Source organism: Mycobacterium dioxanotrophicus (assembly GCF_002157835.1).
GTDB classification, from domain to species: Bacteria; Actinomycetota; Actinomycetes; order Mycobacteriales; family Mycobacteriaceae; genus Mycobacterium; species Mycobacterium dioxanotrophicus.
The window spans coordinates 6,592,390-6,616,230 of sequence record NZ_CP020809.1 but is presented as its reverse complement, the minus strand read 5'-3'; the positions used below and the strand labels follow the sequence as shown (position 1 = coordinate 6,616,230).

Genomic DNA, 23,841 nt, shown 5'->3' with positions numbered 1-23,841 from the left:
CGGTGGCGATTTCCTTACATCAGTCGTTCACTTGCCTTACCTGACCTGGAGTGATCATGACCGACGCACTGGCTTCACCCACTCATTCACCCAACCCCCACCAGCCGCTCGACGCCGAAGACGCCAAGCTGGCCGAGCTGGGCTACACCCAGAAGCTGGACCGGTCGGTCGGCAAGCTGGCTTCGTTCGCCATCGGTTTCGCCACCATCAGCGCCACCACCGCGGTGTTCACCGGCTTCGGTGCCGGCTACTTCACCGCGGGAGCGCCGTTCGTATGGACGCTGCTGCTGGCCGGCGCGGTGTTCGCGCTGTGGGCGTTGATCGCCGCCGATCTGACCGCGAAGCTGCCGCTCGCGGGCTACTCGTATCAGTGGATCAGCCGGATCAACGGGCCCGACCTGGCCTGGTTCACCGGGTTCATCGCGCTGATGGGCTGGGTCTGCGGCATGACCGGCGTCGGCTTCATCCTGTCCGGTTATCTCGGTGGACTGTTCGGCTGGACCATGAGCCAGAGCGCTCAGATCCTGCTCGCCATCGGCGTCGTCTTCGTCTGCGTCCTGATCAACATCTACGGCGTGCGCTTCGCGACCATGGTGAACAACATCGGCGTCAGCCTCGAACTCGTCATCACGGTCGGCGCCACGCTGCTGGTCGCTGTCATCGCGTTCTCGGCCCCCGAACACCATCAACCCATTTCGGTGCTGTTCACCGGCGGCGAGTCCGGTGACAAGAACTCCTACGTGCTGGCCTGGCTGGCGGCCGCCCTCGGACCGTTCTTCGGGTTGATCGGGGTGGAGTCCGGTGCCGATGTCGCCGAGGAGACCCGCAACGCGCGTCAGGTCGTGCCTCGCACGATGTTCTACGCACTGGTGACGTCCATCGTCATCGAACTGCTGATGTACATCGTCTACGTGCTGGCGATCCGCGACGCCGGTGCGGTCGCAGCCAACCAGGCCGCACCGATCGAAGAGATCATCAACCAGCAGGCCGGCCCGGTCGTGACGAAAATCGTTGTCGCCGTTGCCTTGACGAATATCCTGGCCTGCCTGCTGGCCAACATCCTGGTCGCCACCCGGCTCACCTACTCGATGGCCCGCGACAACATGCTGCCGTTCTCGCACATCTGGCGGCACGTCTCGCCGACCCGAAAGACGCCGACCTACGCGGTGATCGGGCTGGGCTGCCTGTCCGCGGCGCTGCTGTTGTCCGCCCTGGTCAACGAGGAGGCGTTCAACTACATCATCGGCATCGCGTCGCTGCTGTTCTTCTTCGTCTACATCCTGCAGACCATCGGCCTGCTGGTCGGCTACCGGCGCGGGACCATTCCCGCCGCCGAACCCGGCACGTTCGACCTCGGCCGGTTCCGGCTGCCGCTCTACATCGCAGCCCTGGTGATCTTCGTCGGAGTCGCCGTCACCCTGCTCTTCCTGCCCCAATTCACCAACAACAAATGGGTTTTCCTCGGCGTCGCGGCCATCGCGGCGGCCTGGTGGGCCACCGGCCTGAAAGCGCGGTTGCGCCGCGGCGACGCCGGTGCCGACTACGTCAAGACCCACGCTTCCTGATTACCGCCTGAGTCTGCGGTCACGGCGCCGATCACTCGTACTTTTGCGCCGTGGCGGCAGAGCCAACTCCACACCGAAGGAAATTGCTATGACAGTCACAGATGCCGGCACCTCCAACCTGGTCGCCGTCGAACCCGGCGCGATCCGCGAGGCCACCCCCGCGGGCTCGGTAATCCAGTACAGCGACTACGAACTCGACGAGTCGAGCCCCTTCGCGGGCGGTGCCGCGTGGATCGAGGGAGAGTTCATTCCCGCCGAGGACGCCAAGATCTCGATCTTCGACACCGGGTTCGGCCACTCCGACCTGACCTACACCGTCGCACATGTCTGGCACGGCAACATCTTCCGGCTCGGCGACCACCTCGACCGGCTGCTCGACGGCGCGGCCAAGCTGCGTCTGGACGCCGGCTACTCCAAGGACGAGCTGGCCGAGATCACCAAGAAATGTGTGTCGCTGTCGCAGCTGCGGGAGTCGTTCGTCAATCTCACCGTCACCCGCGGATACGGAAAACGCAAGGGCGAGAAGGACTTGACCAAGCTCACCCACCAGGTCTACATCTACGCCATCCCGTACCTGTGGGCCTTCCCGCCTGCCGAGCAGATCTTCGGCACCACGGCCGTCGTACCGCGCCACGTGCGCCGGGCCGGGCGCAACACCGTCGACCCGACCATCAAGAACTACCAGTGGGGCGATCTCACCGCGGCCAGTTTCGAGGCCAAGGACCGCGGCGCCCGCACCGCCATCCTGATGGACGCCGACAATTGCGTGGCGGAGGGACCGGGCTTCAACGTCGTCATCGTCAAGGACGGCAAGCTGGCCTCGCCGTCGCGAAATGCGTTGCCGGGCATCACCCGTAAGACGGTGTTCGAGATCGCCGATCAGATGGGCATCGAGGCCACGCTGCGGGACGTGACGAGTTACGAGCTCTACGAGGCCGACGAGCTCATGGCCGTCACGACCGCGGGCGGCGTCACTCCGATCAACACCCTCGACGGCGAGCCCATCGGCAAGGGTGAGCCCGGCCCGCTCACCGCGGCTATCCGAGATCGCTTCTGGGCGTTGATGGATGAGCCCTCGTCCCTGATCGAGCCCATCACCTACTAGCGTCCATCACCTACTAGCGCGAGCAGACACGGGGGTCCGCGACACGCCGCGTGTCGCGGACCTCACTGTCTGTTCGGCGGAGAAACTCAGCTCTCGATGACACCCTGGGCGGCCTGCGCGCGGTCTTCGTAGCTCTTGCGCTTGGCGGCGTCGTACTCGAGGAACACGGTGTCGAGGCCCAGTGCCTTGTTGAGCCGACGGCGTCCGCGCGGCGGCAGCAGCTGGGCGGCCTGAGCGGTGAAACGCAGCGGCGGCGGCACCGACACGTGGGTCTTGGGCTTGTTGAGCGTCTTGATGATCGCCGCGGCGATCTCCTCGGGTTCGACCGGCTTGATGGGCCCGCTGGACTTGGTGCCTGCGATGAGATCGGTGTTGGTGAACGGCGGCATCACCACCGACACGTTGACGCCGTGCGGCGCCATCTCGTCGGCCAGTGCCGTGGACAGCCCGACGACCGCGTACTTGGCGCCGACGTACACCACCTGTCCGGGCAGCGGGATCAGCCCCGACAGCGAGGCGATGTTGATGACGTGGCCGCTGCGGCGCTTGACCATCTCCGGCAGCGCGAGCTGGCAGCCGGTGAGCACGCCGTACACGTTGACCTCGATGGACGACCGGATCGACTGCTCGGTCTGCTCGAGGAACGGACCGATCGGCATGACGCCCGCATTGTTGATGAGCACGTCGATGTGGCCGCCGCCGTCGGTGCGGGCCTTGTCGAGGAAGGTGGCGAAGGATTCCCGGTCGGTGACGTCGAGCGGGTAGCCCGAGACCGGACCAAGTTTGGTCAACTCGACGACCGCGGATTCCTGCAGCGCCACGTCCCGGTCGCCGATCACGACGCGGGCGCCGTGGGCCAGCAGGGCCTTGGCGGTGGCATAACCAATACCGCGGGCGGCGCCGGTGATCGCGATGGTCTTGCCCCTGATGTTGTCCATGGCGGCGAACTTTACACGTGTCAAGTTTTGGAGGGAAGGGCCCGGGCGTTTGTCCTCGGGGGCCGATACCGACGCCCGACACTGTCGTTCGCGGCCAGTGTGTTCGAGCAGCGCGGGCATTACCTTTCATGCAATGACCCCGATGCGCCCGATGAGCGGTTCTGCTGTTCACGACCTGGTCGCGCGGGCTCGACAGGATCTCGGTCGGCTGGTCGACGACGCGTACACGGCCATCCGCGAACAGGTCGACTGCTACCGGCATGCCGACGTGGTCTCGGCCGACGAGCTGCGGCAATCCATCTCGCGCAACCTCGGTGGACTGCTCGACGCGCTGGTCGAGCCTGCCCGCAGCGCACATCTGGGCGCCGCCGGGGAGACCGGGCGGACGCGGGCGCGGCAGCGCGCCCCGCTGCCCGAGGTGCTGCAGGCCTTCCGGATCGGCAACACGATGCTGTGGGACCACCTGGCGGCCCAGGTCCGTGGCACCGTGGACCTGCGTTCGCTCGGCGCATTCGCCGAGGTCGCGACCCTGCTGTGGCATCTGTGCGACGCACAGGCCCAGACGCTCACCGAGGTATATCGCGACGCGACGGCCGAGCTCGTGGCAGCGCAGGAGCGACGGCGATCAGCGTTGGTCGATGCGCTGTTCAGCGGGCAGATCGTGCTCAACTGCGGCCCGTGGGAGGTGGGCAAGATGCTCGGGCTGTCGCTGGACGGCAGCCTCGTCGTGGTCGTCGTCGAGACCTCCGGCCCGCCGCAGGACGGCCGCGCCGTCGTCGAGAAGCGGCTCGCCGAGCACGGCATGATCTCGGCCTGGCACGTGAATTCCTCGCTGTACGCCGGCGTCATCTCGCTGCGCGACGATCAGCACGGGTTGATGCTGCGGGTGCTCCGCGAGGCGGGCGCCACGCGGGCCGGGCTCAGCCCGGTGTACCGATCGCTGGCCGACACGCCGCGGGCGTTCCATCTGGCCCGCACCGCACTGGCGGAGATCCCGCCAGGGGACGCGGCCCTTCGTGAATTCAGTCCCAGCCCATTGGCAGGGCTTGTCGCGCGCGACCCGGACGAGGGCCGCCGGATGGCCCAGGATGTGCTGGGCGCAGTGCTGGATCTGCCTGTCGAAGACCGGCAGGGCCTGTTGGAGACGCTGCGGGCGTTCTTCGACGAGGGTGGGTCGACCGAGCGGACGGCGCGGGCGCTGCACTGCCACCCCAACACCGTGAGATACCGCTTGCACCGCATCGCCGAGCTCACCGGCCGGTCACTGAGTGAACCGCGTGCGCTCGCCGAGCTCGTGACGGCGACCTACGCGCTGGGGCAGCACGACGACGCCCGACGGGGCGGGACGTTCCCCCGGCGGCCGACGGGCTAGTCGGTGCGCCCGAAAATGGTGGTTCACCAGACGCTTTCGCCGCGGTGTCCTAGGGTGAAGGTCGGACACCTGCCATTTGATCGGGAATCCCATGGGGCATAAGGGAAAGAAGAAGGACAAGCGGCCGGAGCCGACCGACGGTCAGTCACTCGGCCTGCTCGGCGCGCTTGGTGAGATCGCCTTGGGCGCAACGAAAAATGTCGATCCGCGGTCATCCGCGGGGCGGCACAGTGTCGACGGCAGGCACAGTGTCGACCGGTCCGACGATGCGCTCGGTGTGGTGACCAACGCGCTGACCGATGTCGCGCGTGCGCTGCGCGGCGAATCGGCCCCCCGCGGCGAGGGCGAGCACACCCGCAAATCGGAGGGCGAGGACATTGACGCGTCCGTAAAACCCCTTGGTGCGCTTGGGATTCTCGGCAATGTCATGGGGCTTCCGAACAACCCGGTCACCGACGCCATGGACACGGTTGCCAACGTGGCGATGGGGCCCGTGCTCGGTGCCGGACAGCTTGCGTCAGCGCCACTGGCAGGTGTCACCGAAGCGCTCGGGCGGGTGCTCGGCACCCAGGCATCGGCGGAATCGGCTGCGGCGCTGCGCAAACGCGGTAGCGCGCTGATCCGCATCTCCTACCAGCCGGACTGCCAGCGGCGCGACATGCATCCATCGTTCCTGCGCATCATCGACGAACTCCTGCCCGACGAGGCGCGCATCCTGCGTTTCATGGCTGTCGCGGGCACCCAGCCCGTCATCGATGTGCGCACCAAGACGCTGTTCCAGATCGGTTCGGTGCTGCTGGCCAGCGGCATCACGATGGTTGCTCAGATGGCGGGCTGCCACTGGCCCGACCGCGATCACCACTACTTCGCCAACCTGCATCGGCTCGGGCTGTTGAACTTCTCCCGGGAACCGGTCGAGGACTATCGCCGCTATGCGCTTCTGGAGGTGCAGCCCGCAGCGGTGCATGCCATCGAAAGTGTGCCGAAGGCCGTGACCATCTACCGCAGTCTGCGGCTGACGCCGTTCGGTGAGCAGTTCATCGACGTCTGTTTCGACACCGAGGGCTATCACGCGGGTGGCTGGGACACCGACGGTCGGCAGGACAAGATCATCGGCAAGGGACCGCCGGCGTTGCGGCACAAGGACTGACGCGTCACCAGCCGAACAGCAGCAGGTGGACCGCGCCCACCAGCACGCCCAGCAAGCCGCCGTGCACATAGAGCAGCCACGCGTCCTGTTCGATTGCCGCATAGAGCATTTCGCTGAACTCGGCGGGAGGCAGCTCACGGAACTTCGTGGTGGCGAAGTCCGCGATCTTCTTGGCCTTCTCGTCGTTGAACTCCTCGGAGTAGAACACCTCCGGGGCCAGGTCGACGATCTCCTGGCTCACCTTGCGTTCCAGATCGTCCCAGTCGACCACCCGCAATGTCCGCCCGACGCTCACCGCCAGCGGAGTGAAAATCTGGTCCACTTCCTCGGCCACCACTTCGGCGAGATAGGACGCGGTCTTGTCACCGCTGGCGCCGAACAGCAGCTCGCGCGTGAAATTCGTTACGGTGAGTACCTTCTCGGACATCATTGTCGCCACTTGCGCAGCAGCCTCGTACTGGCGCTTCGGGAAGATGCCCTGCTTCCAGAGGTATTTGTAGCGGGGCTGCGGGTCACCCGGCTCGAACACGATCTTGATGGCCAGAATGTTGACCACCACGCCGATGATGGCGGCGCCGGCGAGCACCACCAACCAGGACGGGACGGCGCTGAGAATTGGCGGGTGGGCTTCGTGAACCCAGTTGAGGTACAACGCGAGTGGGATTCCGAAGAGGAACCCGAGCGCCCCGATCTTGACCATGAAGCGCAACTCCGGGGCACCCATCCCCTTGAAGATGTCGCTCAGCACAGCCGGATTCCGGCGCAGATGGTTGACCGTCATCAGCTTGACGTTGAGCAGATCGTCGATGTGGTCGCCGACGCGGGCAAAGGCGCGCTGCGAGATCGCCGGAACCCGGGCGTCGATCGTGGCGATCACGCTGTCCTGGGCGGGCGCGGGCAGCGCGTCCCACAGCCATCGGTGGTTGCTGTTGATGACATCACCGGCTATGCGGCGGATGTGCGGCCGTGCTTCGCGGGCCATCTGCTCGGCCATCTTGTCCGGCTCGAGCTGTTGATAGAAGTCGGCGATGCCGCCGATGCGGGCTATCGACATGTCGACGATCAGGCTGGCCATCTTCTCCGCCCGGCACGGGATGAAGCCCTGGAAGCCGAGAATCCCGTTCGGCGCGAAGATGGGCAGAATCTGCACCTTGCGGGGGAGCAGCGGGAAGAGCGTCTTGAGCCCGGGGACATAGAACCCGGTGAACTGCGTGGGCGCGAACAACATGAGGACGCCGGTCCAGTTGGTGATCAGGCCGGCGATCGCGCTGAAGATGGGGATGCTGACCATGTCGATCACAAATTTCGACTGGCCGGTGAGCCCCTCCCAGTCGATGAAAGATGTGGTCGCCAGACCGACAGTGGTCATCTCGGGCCCATCCCTTGTCTTCGGGTCGATGCCAGTTGAAACTAGCGACGCGGCAGACCGTCCGATCCGGAGTTGCGCGTGGCGTTGTCGCAATCCACGGGAGTTGTTGTGGGTGCCCACAATCCGCAGCGGTCAGAAAAATAACGCCTGCGGCAATCCTGCCGTACGTCGCGGACCTCGATGAAATTTCAATCATCGCGATCAAATATCCCCAGTCGGAATGCGGACCGGGCGCACACGTTAGACATTGAAGTGATGCCCGGATCAACGTTGGAGCGGTTGCGCTTCCAGGCCGTGGGACAAGATGACCCGCTGGCCCAGCCGCTGCTGGCCGAGTTGGCCGTCGAATACTCGGGTCGCTACGGCGGCACCGCCGAACGCGTGATGGAGTGGCTGCGCGGCCACCCGGCTGCTGACTTCGCGCCACCCGATGGCGGTCTGCTGATCGGGCTGCTCGACGGCCAACCCGTCACCGGCGGCGCGTTCCAACGGTTCGACGCCGATACCGCGGAGCTCAAGCGCATCTGGACCGCCAGCGGTCACCGCCAACGCGGGTATGCGAGCAGGCTGCTCACCGAGCTCGAAGCGGAGATCGCCACCCGCGGCTATCGGCGCGTCTTTCTGACCACCGGGCATCGTCAGCCCGAAGCCGAGGCGCTCTATCTCTCGTCGGGCTACCGACGGATGGAGCTCGAGATGCAGGCCGAAGGGGGCGGGACGGTGCTTCCGATCGCGTTCGAGAAGGCATTGACGTGACCCTTCCGCTCTCGGTCCTCGACCTCGCACCGATCACTGCGGGCAGTAACGCCGCGACTGCGCTGCGGAACACCGTCGACCTGGCCCGCCACGCCGAACAGTGGGGCTACAAGCGGTACTGGGTGGCCGAGCATCATTTTGTGGCGGTGGCCAGCTCGTCACCCGCGGTGTTGGTCGGGCAGATCGCGGCCGCCACCGAGAAGATCCGCGTCGGTACCGCGGCAGTGCAACTCGGCCACACCACCGCGGTGGCGGTGGCGGAGAGCTTCGGGACGCTGGCCGCGTTTCATCCCGGGCGTATCGACCTCGGCGTGGGCCGGTCGGGGCAGAAGCGGGCCGAGGCCGTCAAGGCCGCGCCCGGCGCGCCGAGAACTCCGCGGGAGTGGCACGAGACCGACGGCGTGGTGATCCCCGCGCCGTTCGATATCGTTGCGCTGCTGCGTAATCCGCGATTACAGGCGCAGGCGGCGGCGCTTCAGCAGCCCGAGGCGGTGGCGCCGGATTTCGCCGATCAGGTCGACGACATTCTGGCGCTGGTGGACGGCAGGTATGCCGTCGGGACGGCGGTTCCGGGTGCCGGTACGGGGCTGACGCCGTGGATCTTCGGCAGTAGCAAGGGCCAGAGCGCCCGGGTCGCAGCGGCCAGGGGCTTGCCGTTCGTCGCCAGCTACCACATCACTCCGGCCACCGCACTGGAGGCGATCGAGGTGTACCGCAACGGATTCAGGCCGTCGGACCGCCTGGCCGAACCGTACGTCGTGGTGTCGGCTGACGTGGTGGTCGCCGACGACGAGGCCACCGCCCGCCATCTCGCGACCACCTATGGACATTGGGTCTATTCGATCCGTTCCGGCGGTGGCGCGGCGCCCTACCCGGATCCCGACGACGCCGCCCCGCTCACGGTCGAACAGCAGGAGTTGGTGCGCGACCGCACCGCAACACAATTCGTCGGCGATCCCGATCAGGTGGCCCACAGGTTGGCGGCGCTGCAGCGGCTGAGCGGTGCCGATGAACTGGTGATCACGTCGGTGACCCACCGGCACGAGGACCGGCTGCGCTCGCATCAGCTGATCGCCGAGCGCTGGGGACTATAAGCTCGGGAGTTGTGCCGAGTTCGCAGGTGCTGGTGGGGACGCTGCTGCTCGCGGGGGCAGCGGCGGTGTTCGCGCTTGGCATAGGGCTGCGGATCTTCATCGGGCGGCGCACCGACTCGTCCGGCATGCGCCGGCGCATGCACAGGTTCCGTCAGACCAGGGTGGCTCGCGTGCTGTTCGGCCCGGTGTACGACGACGAGGAACTGGATCCCGACGAACTCGACCAGATCATCCTGATGCCCGCGATCGTGCTGGCCTGCGGATTGTGCCTCACCGGGTTCTTCCTGCTCGGCTACAAGGTGATCCACTGACTTTCTGCGCCTAGCCGTGCCGGGCGATGGCCTCCTGCACTGCTTCGGCGATGGGGCCGCGCCATACCGGGCCGTGTCCCGGCACCAGCACATCGGTGTCGAGCCGCCCCAGGGCTTCCAGACTGCGCAGGCAACCGGCCTCGTCATGGTTGAACAGGGCGGGCAGCAGCTGTGGCCCGGGCCGCGGTATCAGCGGGTGCCCGGTCACCAGGGCGTCTCCACCGACGAGGACCCCGTCGACGATGAACGAGCAGTGCCCGCCCGTGTGCCCCGGCGTGGGTACCGCCACGGGCGCGCCGGGCAGCGCGGACGCGACGTCGGGCGTCAGCGCCGCTGCGGTGGGGATGCCCGAGTGGTCCAGCCCGCCGTTGGCGATGAGGGTCGCGGTCCACTTGAGCCAGCGCGGCTGCCAGATGTGTTTGACGACGTCTGCCGGGGAGGCTTGCTCCAGATACTCACGTTTGGTGTGGCCGACCTCGTCGGCGTGGCAGAACACCGGTGTGCCATGGGTTTTGGCGAACCAGATGGCCGACCCCAGGTGGTCGATGTGAGCGTGGGTCAGCAGGATCGCGGTGACGTCGTCGACGCCGAAGCCGAGCTGCCGCACCGAATCCAGCACGTCGTCGCGCTGGCCGGGGTATCCGGCGTCGATCAGCATCACGCCGTCGCCGTCGGTCACCAGAGTCCAGTTGACCAGGTCCGTTTGTGCGATGTGTACGTGTTCGGTGATCGCGCTCAGGACTGCTGCCATGCCGCGAGTCTATGGACTGGAGTAGAAACAAAGCGTGGCTGAACTCAAACTTGGTTATAAAGCTTCTGCAGAGCAATTCGCGCCCCGGGAACTGGTCGAGCTCGCGGTGCTGGCCGAATCGTCGGGGATGGACAGCGCGACGGTCAGCGACCATTTCCAGCCGTGGCGCCATGAGGGCGGGCATGCGCCGTTCTCGCTGGCCTGGATGACGGCCGTCGGCGAGCGCACCGAGCGACTGGTGTTGGGCACGTCGGTGTTGACGCCGACGTTCCGGTACAACCCCGCGGTGATCGCGCAGGCGTTCGCGACGATGGCATGCCTCTACCCGGATCGCGTCTTCCTGGGCGTGGGCACGGGGGAGGCGCTCAACGAGATCGCCACCGGCTACACCGGCGAGTGGCCGGAGTTCAAGGAGCGTTTCGCGCGGCTGCGGGAATCGGTCAAGCTCATGCGGGAACTGTGGGTCGGTGACCGCGTCGATTTCGACGGCGAGTATTACCGGCTCAAGGGCGCCTCGATCTACGACGTGCCCGAAGGTGGCGTGCCGGTCTACATCGCTGCCGGCGGTCCCGTGGTGGCCAAATATGCGGGCCGCGCGGGTGACGGCTTCATCTGCACCTCGGGTAAGGGGGAAGAGCTCTACAAGGACAAGCTCATTCCCGCCGTGAGGGAGGGCGCGCAGGCCGCCGGGCGCAACGCCGAGGACATCGACCGGATGATCGAGATCAAGATCTCCTACGACCCCGATCCCAAGCTCGCGCTGGAGAACACCCGGTTCTGGGCGCCGCTGTCGCTCACCGCCGAGCAGAAGCACTCCATCGACGATCCGATCGAGATGGAAAAGGCCGCCGACGCGTTGCCCATCGAGCAGGTCGCCAAGCGCTGGATCGTGGCATCGGATCCCGACGAGGCCGTGGCCAAGGTCAAGGACTATGTCGACTGGGGCCTGAACCACCTGGTGTTCCATGACCCGCGGCCGGATCAGCGTCGCTTCCTCGAGTTGTTCAAGACCGATCTGGAACCCCGGTTGCGCAAGCTCGGCTGAGCCCTGCCCCGCTCTTGCACCGCGAGCGTGCGCGTCTGTCCCTCGACACGCCGCATATGCCCGGCCTGCAGCGCACCCTCGTGCCGCGCGAGCGTGCGCTAAATGCCGGCGAGCATCGGTGTGTCGACCAGCAGACGCGCACGCTCGCGGTGTGAGGTGAGCCGGACCCGGTCGGCCCGGAAGAGGTCGTAGGCGTACTCGAACGGCCGGTCACTGCCATCGCGGGTGACCCGGGTAATGGCCAACAGCGGCTTGCGGTGGGCGATGTCGAGCCATTCGGCTTCCCGCGGGCTGGCGCTGACCACCTCGATGGTTTCCGTGGTGGTGGCCGGGGTCAGCCCGTAGCGCACCCGCAGCAGTTCATAGAGTGAGCCGCCGAGAGGCTGTTCCAGCAGATCCTCCATGTGTTCGGCGACGAAGCACGCCAGGTCCACCGAAAGCGGCACACCGTCAGCGAACCGCAGCCGCCTGATCGTGAATATCTCTGTGCCGTCCGGGATTTCGAGTGCGCGGGCTTCGGCGGACGTGGCCGCCCTGCGGTCGGTCCCGAGCACCCGCGTGGCGCTGGTGTGACCTCCGCTGCGTAACCGGGCCGGGAGTCCGACGAGTTCACCGGCATTGCGTTCGACCACGTCGGCCCGCACGAACGTGCCACCACCGCGGCCCGTGCGCCGCTCCAACACGCCGGCCTGGCTCAACGGCAGCAACGCGCTGCGCAGCGTCGACCGGGACACCGAAAAGTTCTCGGCCATCTCGCGTTCGGTTCCCAGTCGGGAGCCGGGCCGCAGCGTGCCCTGGGCCAGCATGGACAGGATGCGTCGACGGACGTCCTCGGCGACGGGACCGCCGGATGTCGCAGTCATGCCCCGAGTGTGTACCAAACGACTCGGCGCAGCAGACCAAAAAACGAGGTGTAACCTTCCCGTTTCACGATTCCCAGTTTCGAAACATTGCGGAAACAAACATATTGGGCTGCAACGAATTTCGAGTTGACCGAGGCATCATCGCGCGATAGAAATGTGCTCGTCGCACCACAGCGCTGTCGGCGACGCCAAGGAAAACAGACCAAATGGCGGGACCCTGTAATGAGCGAGATCATCGATCCGGCACCGGTTGGTGCTGATATCCAGCGCCTCAAACCCAATGCCGTGGGGCTGGTCGGCGTGCTGTTCATGGCGGTGGCCACCGCCGCACCCATCACGGCCATGGTCGGCAACGTGCCGATCTCGGTCGGCTTCGGCAATGGTGCCTACGCGCCCGCCGGCTACTTCGTCGCGACCATCGTGCTGACCCTGTTCGCGATCGGATATGCGGCCATGAGCAAGCACATCACCGCCACCGGCGCCTTCTACGGCTACATCTCACACGGCTTGGGGCGCATAGTCGGCCTGGGTGCGGGATTCTTGACGGCCTTGGCGTACATGGTGTTCGAGGCGTCGCTCATCGGCATCTTCTCGTTCTTCGGCAACGATCTGTTCACATCGTTCTTCGGTATCGACGTTCCGTGGATCGTGTTTGCGGTCGTGATGCTGGCGGTCAACACCGTGTTGACCTACTTCGACATCAACCTGGCGGCCAAGGTGCTCGGGGTTTTCCTGATCACCGAGATCGTGATGTTGGCGTTGATGGCGCTGTCGGTGGTGTTCACCGGCGGCGGTCCGCAGGGATGGTCGTTGGGATCCCTGAACCCGCTCAACGGTTTTCACAGCCTGTCGGGGTCGGTGACCGGCGCCGACGGCAACATGATCGCGGTCGCGGGTTCCGCGGGCGTCGGCCTGTTCTTCGCGTTCTGGTCGTGGGTGGGCTTCGAGAGCAGCGCCATGTACGGCGAGGAGTCGCGAAACCCCAAGAAGATCATCCCCATCGCGGTGATCAGTTCGGTGGTCGGTATCGGGGTGTTCTACGTGCTGGTGTCGTGGCTGGCGATCGTCGGCACGGGGCCCGACAATGCCGTTGCGTTGGCACAGGATTCGGCCACCGCGGGCAACATCTTCTTCAATCCGGTGCAGCAGCATCTCGGCCAGTGGGCGGTCGACTTGTTCAAGATCCTGCTGATGACCGGATCGTTCGCATGTGGCATGGCTTTCCACAACTGCGCGGCCCGCTACCTCTATGCCCTCGGACGGGAGAACGTCATCCCGGGCATGCGCAAGACCATCGGTGCGACCCACCCGGCGCACGGCTCCCCGCACATCGCCGGATTCGTCCAGACCGGTTTCGCAACCGCCGTGGTGCTGTTCTTCGACGTGACGGGGCGCGATCCTTACACCGGGTTGTACGGCCTGATGGCGTTGCTGGGCACCACGGCGATCATGATCGTGCAGGCGCTGGCGGCGTTCTCGGTCATCGCCTACTTCCACGTGCAGAGGCAGCATCCGGAGACCGCCAACTGGTTCACCACATTCCTGGCCCCGTTGCTGGGCGGCGCAGGCATGCTCTACGTCATCTACCTGCTGGCCAAGAACGCGTCGTTCGCCGCGGGTACGGCCGCGTCGGACTGGATATTCGCCGCGATCCCGTATGTTGTAGGCATCGTTGGTATCGGCGGTGTGGTGCTGGCCCTGTTCTTGAAATACCAGGACCCGCAACGGTATTCCGATCTTGGTCGGACGGTGCTCGAGGAGGCGCACGAACGCTGAACGCACAGGGCTTCTCCAACATCATGGATTCCAACAGCTACTCCGGCGGTCCGGCGACCGATCCGGAGACGGAATCCCTGATCGCGGACCGTACCCGGATGCTGGGACCGGCGTACCGGCTGTTCTATGAACGGCCGGTACATCTGGTTCGTGGTCAGGGCAGCCACCTGTTCGACGCCGACGGGGCCCGATATCTGGATGCCTACAACAACGTCGTCAGTGTCGGGCATTGTCACCCGCATGTGGTCGATGCGGTGACACGTCAGATGCAGACGCTCAACACCCACACCCGTTATCTGCACGAAGGCATCGTCGACTACTCGCGCCGCCTGCTCGCCACCATGCCGTCCGCCGTGGACCAGGTGATGTACGCATGTACCGGCTCGGAGGCCAACGATCTCGCCCTGCGGGTGGCCCAGATGCACTCCGGGGCCCGGGGGGTCATCGTGACCAGCGACGCCTATCACGGCAATACCGAAGCCGTGACGGCGATTTCACCATCGCTGGGCGGAGCCACCGTCGTCGGGCCGCATGTGCGCACGGTATCGGCTCAGACCCTCGATGTTGCAGCGGCGATCGACGATCTGCAGGATTCGGGCCACGGCGTGAGCTGCCTGATCGTCGACACGATCTTCGCTTCCGACGGGATCTTCCCGGATCCCACAGTGCTGGCCCCGGCGGTGGAGGCGGTGCGCGCGGCGGGCGGGGTGTTCATCGCCGACGAGGTGCAGCCCGGGTTCGGCCGGACCGGCGAGGGCATGTGGGGCTTTGATCGCCACGGTGTGGTGCCCGATCTGGTCACGATGGGCAAACCGATGGCCAACGGGCTGCCGGTCGCCGCGATGGCTGCGCGCGGTCACGTGTTGCAGACCTTTGCCCGGGGCGTGCCGTATTTCAACACGTTCGGCGGAAATCCGGTGTCCATGGCCGCCGCGGCCGCCGTCCTCGATGTGATCGAGGACGAGAACCTGATCGACAACGCCGCCCGGGTCGGCACCGCGCTGCGCGACGAGATCGCCCGGATCGGCGCCGACCATCCCCGCATAGGTGAGGTGCGCGGCTGCGGGCTCTACGTGGGTGTCGAGATTGTCACTGCCCAGGGTGCCCCGGACCGCGTCGGGGCCCACGACCTCGTCAACGCGATGCGGGACCGGCACGTGCTGATCTCGGTGTGCGGCAGCGACGGCAACGTGCTCAAGGTGCGCCCGCCGCTGGTGTTCGCGATGTCCGACGTGGACTGGTTCTGCACGGAGTTCGCGGGCGCGGTGGCGGAACTGTCGTGATCTAGGGAATGCTGGAGCGGTGCCGGATGGGAACATCGCGACCGCGATCTATGTAGCCTCGCCCGAGGGGGATACCGGTAAGTCGACCATTGCGCTGGGGATCCTGCACCGGCTCGCGGCGACCGTGCCCCGGGTCGGGGTGTTCCGGCCCATCACGCGCCTCGTCGGAGGGCAGGAGCGAAGCGACTCGGGAAATGGGTCCGAGGACCGCGACTACATCCTCGAACTGCTGTTGGCCGGTGCCACGGCCGGTCTGCCGTACGAGGATTGCGTCGGCGTCGGCTACCAGCAGGTGCATGAGGATCCCGACGCCGCGATCGCCGAGATCGTCGACCGGTTCCACCGCGTCGCCGATCGGTGCGACGCGGTACTGATCGTCGGCAGTGACTACACCGACGTCGCCACCCCCAGCGAGCTGAGCATGAACGCGCGCATCGCGGTGAACCTGGGCGCCCCTGTGGTGCTCGCGGTCAAGGCCGCCGACCGCACGCCAGAGGAGGTCGCACACGTCGTCGAGGTGTGCCTGGCCGAACTGAATCACCAGCACGCGCACGCCGCGGCCGTGGTCGCCAACCGGTGCGATCCGGCCCAACTCACCGCGGTGGCCGATGCCCTCAAACCGCTGGGCCCGCCGGCCTACGTGTTGCCCGAGGAACCGCTGCTGGTCGCACCCTCGGTGGCTGAACTGCAGGTGGCAGTGGACGGCACGGTGATCGCCGGTGATCCGGCGCTGTTGTCCCGTGAGGCGATGGGCGTGCTCGTGGCCGGTATGACCGCCGAGCATGTGTTGGAGCGGCTGACCGAGGGCGTCGCGGTGGTGACACCGGGTGACCGATCCGACGTGGTACTCGCAGTGGTGAGTGCCCATGCCGCGGAAGGCTTCCCGTCGTTGTCATGCATCATTCTCAACGGCGGGCTCGATCTGCATCCGTCGATCGCGGCTCTGGTCGAGGGGCTGGGGCTGCGGTTGCCGATCGTGGCCACCAAGTACGGCACGTTCGAGACCGCGAGCCGGGTCGCCGGTGCCCGGGGCCGCGTGACCGCGAAGGCTCAGCGCAAGATCGACACCGCGCTGGCCCTGATGGACAAGTACGTCGACGTCAACGATCTGCTGGCGCAACTGAGCATCCCGATCCCGGCGGTGACGACGCCGCAGATGTTCACCTATCAGCTGCTCGACCGGGCCCGCTCCGACCGCAAACGCATCGTGCTACCCGAGGGCACCGATGACCGTATCCTCAAGGCCGCGGGCCGGCTGTTGCGGCGCAGTGTGGCCGATCTGACCATCCTCGGTGAGGAAAACCAGGTCCGTTCCCGCGCAGCCGAACTCGGCGTGAACATCGATGCGGCCATCGTCCTCGATCCGCGCACCAGCGAGCTGTGCGACCAGTTCGCCGAGCAGTATGCCGAACTGCGCCGCAAGAAGGGCATCACCGTCGAGCAGGCCCGCGAGACCATCCACGACGTGTCCTATTTCGGCACCATGCTGGTTCACAACAACATGGTGGACGGCATGGTGTCCGGCGCGGCCCACACCACTGCGCACACCGTGCGGCCGGCGTTCGAGATCATCCGCACTGCGCCCGGTATCTCGACGGTATCGAGCATCTTTCTGATGTGCCTGGCCGACAAGGTGCTGGCCTACGGTGACTGCGCGATCGTGCCGGATCCCACCTCCGAGCAGCTGGCCGACATCGCCATTTCCTCGGCACGCACCGCCGCACAGTTCGGCATCGAGCCGCGGGTGGCTATGCTGTCCTACTCGACGGGCACTTCGGGAACCGGAGCTGATGTCGACAAGGTCAGGGCGGCAACCGAATTGGTGCGGCAACGCGAGCCGGATCTGCTGGTCGAGGGTCCGATCCAGTACGACGCCGCCGTGGAGCCATCCGTCGCGATCACCAAGATGCCGGATTCCGCGGTGGCGGGCCGGGCCACGGTGCTGATCTTCCCGGATCTCAACACCGGCAACAACACTTACAAGGCCGTGCAGCGGTCCGCGGGCGCCATCGCGATCGGTCCGGTGCTGCAGGGCCTCAACAAGCCCGTCAACGATCTGTCGCGGGGTGCGTTGGTCGAGGACATCGTCAACACGGTCGCGATCACCGCGATCCAGGCGCAAGGGGTGTCATGACGCGGACGCGAGGAGCAAAAAGATGACGCGCACGCGAGGAGCAATTGGATGACCGACACGGTGCTGGTGATTAACTCCGGCTCGTCGTCGGTGAAATACCAGCTGATCCAACCTGATTCGGGACAGCAGCTGGCCAACGGCATGGTCGAGCGCATCGGCGAGGACTCGTCGACCGCGACGTTGAAGGTGGGCGAGCGCACGCTGCGCCGCGAGGGCCGGGTCGCCGATCACGATGCGGCGCTGCGGCTGGCGTTCGAACTGTCCGCGGAAGCGGGCCTGCACCTCGACGACCTCGACCTCGTGGCGGTCGGGCACCGCGTGGTGCATGGCGGCAAGACGTTCTATCGGCCGGCCGTGATCGATGACGCGATGATGTCCAAGCTCGAAGAGCTCGCTCCGCTTGCGCCGCTTCACAATCCGCCGGCGATGGTCGGAATCGACGTGTCTCGGCGCATCCTGCCCGGCGTCCCGCACATCGCGGTGTTCGACACCGCGTTCTTTCACGATCTGCCTGCCGCCGCGGCCACCTACGCCATCGAGCACGATGTCGCGGAAAAATGGCACATCCGGCGCTACGGGTTCCACGGCACCTCACACGAGTACGTGAGCCGGCAGGCCGCGGATTTCATCGAGCGGCCTTACGATTCGGTGAATCAGATTGTGCTGCATCTCGGTAACGGCGCATCGGCCTCGGCGGTGGCCGACGGTCGTGCGGTCGACACCTCGATGGGGCTCACCCCGCTGGAGGGGCTCGTGATGGGCACCCGCAGTGGCGACATCGATCCCGGTATCGTGGGCTATCTGTGCCGCACGGCCGACATGACCATCGAGGACATCGACACCATGCTCAACCGCCGATCCGGGCTGTTGGGACTCGGCGGCGAGAACGACTTCCGCAAACTGCACGAGCTGATCGAAAACGGCGATGCGGCAGCTCAATTGGCGTACGACGTCTACATACACCGGTTGCGTAAGTATGTCGGCGCCTATCTTGCGGTGCTCGGGACGACCGACATCATCAGCTTCACCGCGGGGGTGGGCGAGAACGACGCCGCCGTCCGCCGCGATGCGCTGAGCGGGCTGGCCGCATTGGGCATCGAACTCGACCCCGAGCTCAACGAGAGCCCGTCGCGGCAGCCTCGGCGCATCTCTGCCGAGTCGTCACCGGTCACTGTGCTGGTGATTCCGACCGATGAGGAACTGGCCATCGCCCGCGCGTGCGTCCAGGTGGTCCGCACCGCTTAGGTGCCGACTGTTCTCGACCGGAGTCACATCAGTCACAGCTGTCCCGGCTGCGGAAGGGAAACTCGAGTTGCCCGCCTGTTAGCGACACTGGAGCGACAATCGCCGCATCAGTACCGCTGGCACCAGGGGCCCCGTGGGGGCCAGTCCCGTGCGTCAGTCTGGCACCATCAGATCGGTTCTGCCCCACTGGTTGTGTGCCCGCGCTGCGAGCGACACTGTCGCTAACAGCCGGGCACGGCAAATTTCGGTACGGATGTGGTTGGCGTTGCTGTCGAGTCCGGTGGGGTTCCGCTGATGGTTCTGAAGTGAAAAGCGATGCAGGCGAGGCGGTTTCCGCGACTTTCTCGCTAACAGGCGGGCGCGACGTCACACGGTTTCCGAGCAGGGACTGGTGTGGCTGGTGTGACCAGTTCCGTCTGATCCGCGTCGACCTGCGCTCAGAACGTGCTCATGGGCCGCACACTGTTGGCCAGGTCCACCAGGGCATACCGATGCGACTGGGTGGGAGCCACTCGGGCCAGCGCCCGCAGTGAGGCCTCCACGCCGAGCTTGAGGCCGTGCTCGGTGAACGGGAAGCCCAGGATGTGGTTGCTGCTGGCCGTGTTGTCGGCCAGCCAGTCCATCGCGGTACCCAACACGAGTGCCCGGATCTGCAACACACGGGGCTCGGTGTCGGGCAGCGCCTCCACCCGCCGCGCGGCGTCACGGATGTTCTGCTCGGTGATCTCACTGGCCGTTCGTCCGGACAGCAGCGTGACGGCGCTCGTGAGCCGCGCAGCGGTGAAATGCCGTGAGGTGGCGGGAACTTCGTCGAGCGTCCGCACCGCGCCGTCGCGGTCCCCGCTGACCGACTGGGCCCTGGCCAATCCGAATCCCGCGGAGATGACGCCGTTGTCGGTACCCCAGACGGTCTTGTAGAACGTCAGCTCGTCGGCCGTGCCTGCCAGCTCTGCGGTTGCGGCCAGGGCCAGCTTCGGTGCCAACTCGCCGGGCAGGGTGTCCAGCACTTCGGTGAAGTGCTTTGTGGCCGAGTCGTAATCGGCGGACAGCATCTCGGCGACCGCGCGGAACCAGATCAACCGCCAGTTCCAGCCCACCCGGGCGGACAGATCGTCGAGCTTGCGGGTGGCCTTCGCCACGTCACCCAGATCGAGCAACGCGCGGGCCTCCATCAGCGGCAGCTCGACCGACTCGGACAGGTCCACGCCTTCCGCGTCGAGCGCCCCGTGCCGCGCGGCGCGCAGCTGATCGAGAGTGTGCACGGGCTGGCTCAGCACGCTGGCGACCAGCATCGGCGCCCCGACATCGGTGCGGTCCACCAACGGCACCGGCAGGGCGCGGACGATCTCCTGGGCCGTCAGCTTTTCCGAGTGCACCTGACCGTCGACGTAGACGTCGGTATGTGCGACAAGCAGATCCACGCCGAACGTCGACCGCGACGGGCTGAACACCGTCGACAGGCCCGGCCGTGGCAAACCGCTGTCGGTGGCCACCACCTCACGCAACACACCGAGCAGCTGTGACGACATCTCCTCGGCGGTGGCGAAGCGCCGTCGAGGATCGGGGTCGATGGCGCGGCGCAGCAGGCGCCCGAACGAGTCGTACTTGGTGAGCACCGGATCGTCGGACGGCAGGCCGTCGACGTAGCGCCCCTTGCGGGTGCGCAGATTCAGCGTCAGGGCGGCCAGGGTCCGGCCCACGGTGTAGATGTCGGTGGCCACGGTCGGCCCGGTGCGCACGATCTCCGGTGCCTGGTAACCCGGTGTGCCGTACAGGTATCCGTAGGAGTTGAGCCGCGACACCGCACCGAGGTCGATCAGCTTGAGCTGCTCCTCGGTGATCATGATGTTCTCGGGCTTGAGATCGTTGTAGGCCAGCCCGATCGAGTGCAGGTAGCCCAGCGCAGGCAGGATCTCCATCATGTAGCCGATCGCCTCGGCGACCGGCAGCTTGGTGCCCTTGGCCTGCTTGAGCGATGTTCCGCCGACGTACTCCATGACGATGTAGCCGACCGGATTGCCGTGCTTGTCATCGTGTTCGACGAAGTTGTAGATCTTGACGATCCCTGGATGGGTCACCTCGGCCAGGAACTGACGTTCGGCCATCGCGATGGCCTGCGCCTCGGCGTCGCCGGAATGCACCAGGCCTTTGAGCACGACCGGCCGTTCGTTGACGTTGTGGTCGAATGCCAGGTACACCCAGCCCAGCCCGCCGTGGGCGATGCAGCCTTTGATTTCGTACTGGTCGGCGACGATCTCGTTGGGGGACAGCTGCGGCAGGAAGGAGTACGAGCTGCCGCAGTTGGGGCACCAGCCTTCCGAGAGGGCCTTGCCATCCGGCGACGACCGGCCGACCGGTTTGCCGCAGTTCCAGCAGAACCGCTTCGATTCGGCGACCACCGGGTTGGTCATCAAGGCGGTCAACGGATCCCGCTCGGGTACCCGCGGGATCTCCACCAGGCCGCCACCCAACCGGCGGACCGGCGAGAGGACGCGGGTCATCACCGTGCCGTGGTCGTGCGCCTCGGTGTCGCCGAAAAAGGAAGGCTGGCCCTGTTCTTCATCGTCATCGAATTCCGGCCGGAACACCGCCTGGGTGGCCATCGGGCGCGCCGTCGACCGCGAATCCATGTCGAGGTCTTCGAAGCTGGCCGGCTGTGTGCCGGGGTCCTCGTCGGGTTCCTCTGGGATTTCTGGGGGCTGTGTCATCAGTCGATGTACCTCGCGACGGGAGGGGAGGGCGCCGGACCAAGGACCGTCAACCACTTGCGGTACAACGTGTTCCACGTGCCGTCCCGCCGAATACGTTCCAGCGTGCCGTTGACGAACCGCACCAGCCCGGTGTTGTCCAGGTTCACCCCGATGCCGTACGGCTCCTGGTTCATGCTCGGGCCGACGATGTGCAGATAGGGGTCTTGAGCGACCAGGCCGGCCAGGATGGAGTCGTCGGTGCTGACCGCGTCGGCCTGCCGCTGCTGCAGTGCCACCAGGCAGTCGGCCCATGTCACCACCGAGACGATGATGGGCGCCGGGCTGATCTCCTGGATGCGTTTGAGTGACGTGGTGCCGTCGACCACGCACACCCGCTTGCCGGACAAGTCGGAGACCTGCGAGATGGTCGAGTCGCGCGGAGCCAGGATGCGCTGATTGGCCATCAGGTAGACGGTCGAAAAGTTCACCTGCTTGCGACGCTCACAGGTGATGGTCATGGTCTTGACGACGATGTCGACCTTCTTGTTCTGCAGTGCGGTGATCCGGTCGGCCGAGGACAGGATCCGGTACTCGACCTGCGCCGGGGTGCCGAAGATGTCGCGGGACACCTCGCCGGCGATGTCGACGTCGAATCCGGTGATCTCACCGGTGATCGGGTCGCGGAACGAGAACAGGTTGCTGCCGATGTCCAGGCCGACGATGAGCCGGCCGCGGTTGCGGATCTCGGCCACCGCGGCGTCGGCCTCGGCCTTGTTACTGAACGGGCGCAGGCTGGCCGTGCGGTCGCAATCGTCGGTCTCGGCCGACGGCACCTGCACCGGCTGGGGCGTCAGTTCCTGCATGCCGGCCGGCGTGGGCGGGGACAGGGTGAGCGCCGGGACGGTCAGAGCAGGCGCGGTCTGGGCGCAGCCGGCCACCGCCAACACTGTCGCGAGTAGGACCAGAACTTTTCTCATCGTGCTTACCGGTACTCACTGAGTCGCGGCCACAACCCCAACGCCACCGCCACCGCAGCGGCCACGCTCAGCACCGCGGCGCCGACCGTCGCGCCCGAGAGCACGCGGCGGGCGTTGACGATGTCGTTGCGCAACTGGTTACGGCTTTGTTGGATGCCTTTGGACAGCGCGTCGTCGAGCTTGTCGAACGCGGGGGTGGAATCGTCCTCGCTGGTGCCCAGCGCCACCTGGGTGGCGGCCTGGTAGTTGCCGACCGCGATGTAGGCGTTGATCCGGTCGTCGGCGGCACGCCAGCGGGTCAGCAACTGATCGGCGTCGGCCAGATCGGTTTTGTCCATACCGTTGTCACGAGCCAGGTAGGCCGCGAGTTGCTCGTGCATCATGTCGATGCGCTGGTAGTAGGACTGCTTGCGCAGGTTCTCGTCGCCGCGGCGGATCAGCGCCAACGTCTCGTCGGCCCGGGCCTGCTGGGCGGTGATGGCCAGGTTGGTCACGGTCTTGAGGGAGTCGGCGGCCGTGACCTTGGCGCTGCGGCTGTCCGACGTGGAGATCACCAGCGCCGTCATCACCCAGATCAGCATGATCAGAACGGCCATCCCACCCGCGACGAAGCCGATGTTGACCCGGCGCCGGGTCCGTCGCGCCAGCCAGCGGTTGGCGAACGCCCCGAACATCAACGTCGCCAACACCGCCAGCACCACCGGCGCCGGGATCCGGGTGGAGGCCGTGGTCTCGGCGTCGACGCGGGCCGAGGTCTGCTCGTAGAGCCGCTGCGCGTCCGGCAGGATCAGCGTCTGCATCAGCGACGAGGCCTCCGACAGATACGACGACCCGACAGGGTTGCCGGCCCGGTTGTTGGTACGCGCGGTTTCCACCAGTCCGGTGTACACGGCGAGCCGGGCGTTGATGCGGCCCAGCAGCTGGACCAGCGGTTCGTCGGTGAGGCCGCTCGAGGCCCGGGTGACCGCGACGGACGCTTCGGTGATCGCCTGTTCGTAGCGCTGCCGGACGTCACGCGGCTCTGCACCCGAGATGAATGCGGTGGCCGCGGCGGCGTCGGCCACCGACAGCGTGGTGTAGAGCTGACCGGCGGCGAAGGACAGCGGTTCGGTGTGGTCGAGCACGGTGGTCAGCGCCTGCTGCCGGTGGTTGATGGTGGTGGAGGTCGCGAAGGCGCTGACGATGACCAGTCCCGACAGCACGAGCCCGATGGTCAGGATGCGCCCCGGTGTCGTCCACAGAAACCACCAGCGCGGATGGGCAGGAGTCGTCGGCGACCGGGACGCGAGCGGCTCGGTCGACGGATGTGCCAACTCCACAGTCACCTGCGCGCGGACCTTTCCGGCTGTCGTACGGCTGTCCCAACTCTATAAAAGAAGTCTAAGAGTTCGCGGGATGGCTCGCCCGGAATCAGGAA

The 23,841-nt window shown here is 66.2% G+C and carries 18 protein-coding genes and 1 pseudogene; 12 read left to right on the top strand and 7 right to left on the bottom strand.

The annotated features are described in order from the left end of the window. Nucleotides 1-56 precede the first annotated feature (56 nt). Both BTO20_RS32250 and BTO20_RS32245 read left to right on the top strand, forming a co-directional pair. Nucleotides 57-1,436 (top strand): annotated as a pseudogene (locus BTO20_RS32250) (APC family permease); the annotation flags it as partial. Between the two features lie 217 nt (nucleotides 1,437-1,653). Beyond that, nucleotides 1,654-2,670 carry an aminotransferase class IV gene (locus BTO20_RS32245; RefSeq protein WP_087080007.1) on the top strand — a complete coding sequence of 339 codons (1,017 nt, stop codon included), beginning with the start codon at nucleotides 1,654-1,656 and terminating at the stop codon, nucleotides 2,668-2,670. An 86-nt stretch (nucleotides 2,671-2,756) separates the two neighbouring features. On the opposite strand, the gene BTO20_RS32240 is transcribed toward BTO20_RS32245, so the two are convergent. Next, nucleotides 2,757-3,608 carry an SDR family oxidoreductase gene (locus BTO20_RS32240; RefSeq protein ID WP_087080005.1) on the bottom strand — a complete coding sequence of 284 codons (852 nt, stop codon included), beginning with the start codon at nucleotides 3,606-3,608 and terminating at the stop codon, nucleotides 2,757-2,759. Between the two features lie 133 nt (nucleotides 3,609-3,741). On the opposite strand from BTO20_RS32240, the gene BTO20_RS32235 reads away from it, so the two are divergent. Both BTO20_RS32235 and BTO20_RS32230 read left to right on the top strand, forming a co-directional pair. Continuing rightward, nucleotides 3,742-4,980: a PucR family transcriptional regulator gene (locus BTO20_RS32235; protein ID WP_232490917.1), complete on the top strand. Its 1,239-nt coding sequence runs from the start codon at nucleotides 3,742-3,744 to the stop codon at nucleotides 4,978-4,980. 91 nt (nucleotides 4,981-5,071) lie between these two features. Next, nucleotides 5,072-6,130: an Abi-alpha family protein gene (locus BTO20_RS32230; RefSeq protein ID WP_087080001.1), complete on the top strand. Its 1,059-nt coding sequence runs from the start codon at nucleotides 5,072-5,074 to the stop codon at nucleotides 6,128-6,130. A 4-nt stretch (nucleotides 6,131-6,134) separates the two neighbouring features. On the opposite strand, the gene BTO20_RS32225 is transcribed toward BTO20_RS32230, so the two are convergent. Beyond that, complete coding sequence (locus BTO20_RS32225) at nucleotides 6,135-7,499, bottom strand: DUF445 domain-containing protein (RefSeq protein WP_087079999.1); 1,365 nt, start codon at nucleotides 7,497-7,499, stop codon at nucleotides 6,135-6,137. Between the two features lie 255 nt (nucleotides 7,500-7,754). Between BTO20_RS32225 and BTO20_RS32220 the strand changes: the two genes are divergently transcribed. From BTO20_RS32220 to BTO20_RS32210, 3 genes are read left to right on the top strand one after another with little or no spacing between them, the layout of a single operon-like run. Beyond that, the gene (locus BTO20_RS32220) at nucleotides 7,755-8,255 is read left to right on the top strand and encodes a GNAT family N-acetyltransferase (protein ID WP_087079997.1); all 501 of its coding nucleotides are present in this window, start codon (nucleotides 7,755-7,757) and stop codon (nucleotides 8,253-8,255) included. Continuing rightward, complete coding sequence (locus BTO20_RS32215; RefSeq protein ID WP_198344143.1) at nucleotides 8,252-9,349, top strand: LLM class flavin-dependent oxidoreductase; 1,098 nt, start codon at nucleotides 8,252-8,254, stop codon at nucleotides 9,347-9,349. The genes BTO20_RS32220 and BTO20_RS32215 overlap by 4 nt, the downstream gene beginning before the upstream one ends. 11 nt (nucleotides 9,350-9,360) lie before the next feature. Next, nucleotides 9,361-9,660, top strand: coding sequence for a hypothetical protein (locus BTO20_RS32210; protein ID WP_232490916.1), 300 nt, complete (start codon nucleotides 9,361-9,363; stop codon nucleotides 9,658-9,660). Nucleotides 9,661-9,670: 10 nt separating this feature from the next. Here the strand turns inward: BTO20_RS32210 and BTO20_RS32205 are convergent, their stop codons facing one another. Continuing rightward, complete coding sequence (locus BTO20_RS32205) at nucleotides 9,671-10,411, bottom strand: MBL fold metallo-hydrolase (protein WP_087079993.1); 741 nt, start codon at nucleotides 10,409-10,411, stop codon at nucleotides 9,671-9,673. 34 nt (nucleotides 10,412-10,445) lie between these two features. On the opposite strand from BTO20_RS32205, the gene fgd reads away from it, so the two are divergent. Continuing rightward, complete coding sequence (gene fgd, locus BTO20_RS32200) at nucleotides 10,446-11,456, top strand: glucose-6-phosphate dehydrogenase (coenzyme-F420) (protein WP_087079991.1); 1,011 nt, start codon at nucleotides 10,446-10,448, stop codon at nucleotides 11,454-11,456. A 98-nt stretch (nucleotides 11,457-11,554) separates the two neighbouring features. Here the strand turns inward: fgd and BTO20_RS32195 are convergent, their stop codons facing one another. Then, on the bottom strand, nucleotides 11,555-12,319 hold the full coding sequence (locus BTO20_RS32195; RefSeq protein WP_087079989.1) for a GntR family transcriptional regulator: 765 nt from the start codon (nucleotides 12,317-12,319) through the stop codon (nucleotides 11,555-11,557). A 222-nt stretch (nucleotides 12,320-12,541) separates the two neighbouring features. Between BTO20_RS32195 and BTO20_RS32190 the strand changes: the two genes are divergently transcribed. Genes BTO20_RS32190 through BTO20_RS32175 form a run of 4 tightly spaced genes read left to right on the top strand, consistent with a single transcriptional unit; the run spans nucleotide 12,542 to nucleotide 18,757 of the window. Continuing rightward, nucleotides 12,542-14,095, top strand: coding sequence for an APC family permease (locus tag BTO20_RS32190; RefSeq protein ID WP_087079987.1), 1,554 nt, complete (start codon nucleotides 12,542-12,544; stop codon nucleotides 14,093-14,095). Nucleotides 14,096-14,118: 23 nt separating this feature from the next. Next, nucleotides 14,119-15,378, top strand: a complete 1,260-nt coding sequence (locus tag BTO20_RS32185) for an aspartate aminotransferase family protein (protein WP_087079985.1) — start codon at nucleotides 14,119-14,121, stop codon at nucleotides 15,376-15,378. A 19-nt stretch (nucleotides 15,379-15,397) separates the two neighbouring features. After that, nucleotides 15,398-17,512 (top strand): phosphate acetyltransferase, encoded by a 2,115-nt coding sequence (gene pta, locus BTO20_RS32180; RefSeq protein ID WP_087079983.1) that lies wholly within the window; start codon nucleotides 15,398-15,400, stop codon nucleotides 17,510-17,512. Nucleotides 17,513-17,560: 48 nt separating this feature from the next. Then, entirely contained in the window at nucleotides 17,561-18,757 is a 1,197-nt protein-coding gene (locus BTO20_RS32175) for an acetate kinase (protein WP_087079981.1), read from the top strand. A 437-nt stretch (nucleotides 18,758-19,194) separates the two neighbouring features. Here the strand turns inward: BTO20_RS32175 and BTO20_RS32170 are convergent, their stop codons facing one another. The 3 genes from BTO20_RS32170 to glnX are packed head-to-tail and all read right to left on the bottom strand — an operon-like array spanning nucleotide 19,195 to nucleotide 23,749. Beyond that, nucleotides 19,195-21,465 (bottom strand): serine/threonine-protein kinase PknG, encoded by a 2,271-nt coding sequence (locus BTO20_RS32170; protein ID WP_087079979.1) that lies wholly within the window; start codon nucleotides 21,463-21,465, stop codon nucleotides 19,195-19,197. Next, a complete protein-coding gene (locus BTO20_RS32165) occupies nucleotides 21,465-22,424 on the bottom strand; it encodes a glutamate ABC transporter substrate-binding protein (RefSeq protein ID WP_087079977.1) in 960 nt (319 codons plus the stop codon). The genes BTO20_RS32170 and BTO20_RS32165 overlap by 1 nt, the downstream gene beginning before the upstream one ends. A gap of 5 nt (nucleotides 22,425-22,429) precedes the next feature. After that, nucleotides 22,430-23,749: a protein kinase G-activating protein GlnX gene (gene glnX / locus BTO20_RS32160; protein ID WP_087079976.1), complete on the bottom strand. Its 1,320-nt coding sequence runs from the start codon at nucleotides 23,747-23,749 to the stop codon at nucleotides 22,430-22,432. Nucleotides 23,750-23,841: the final 92 nt, after the last annotated feature.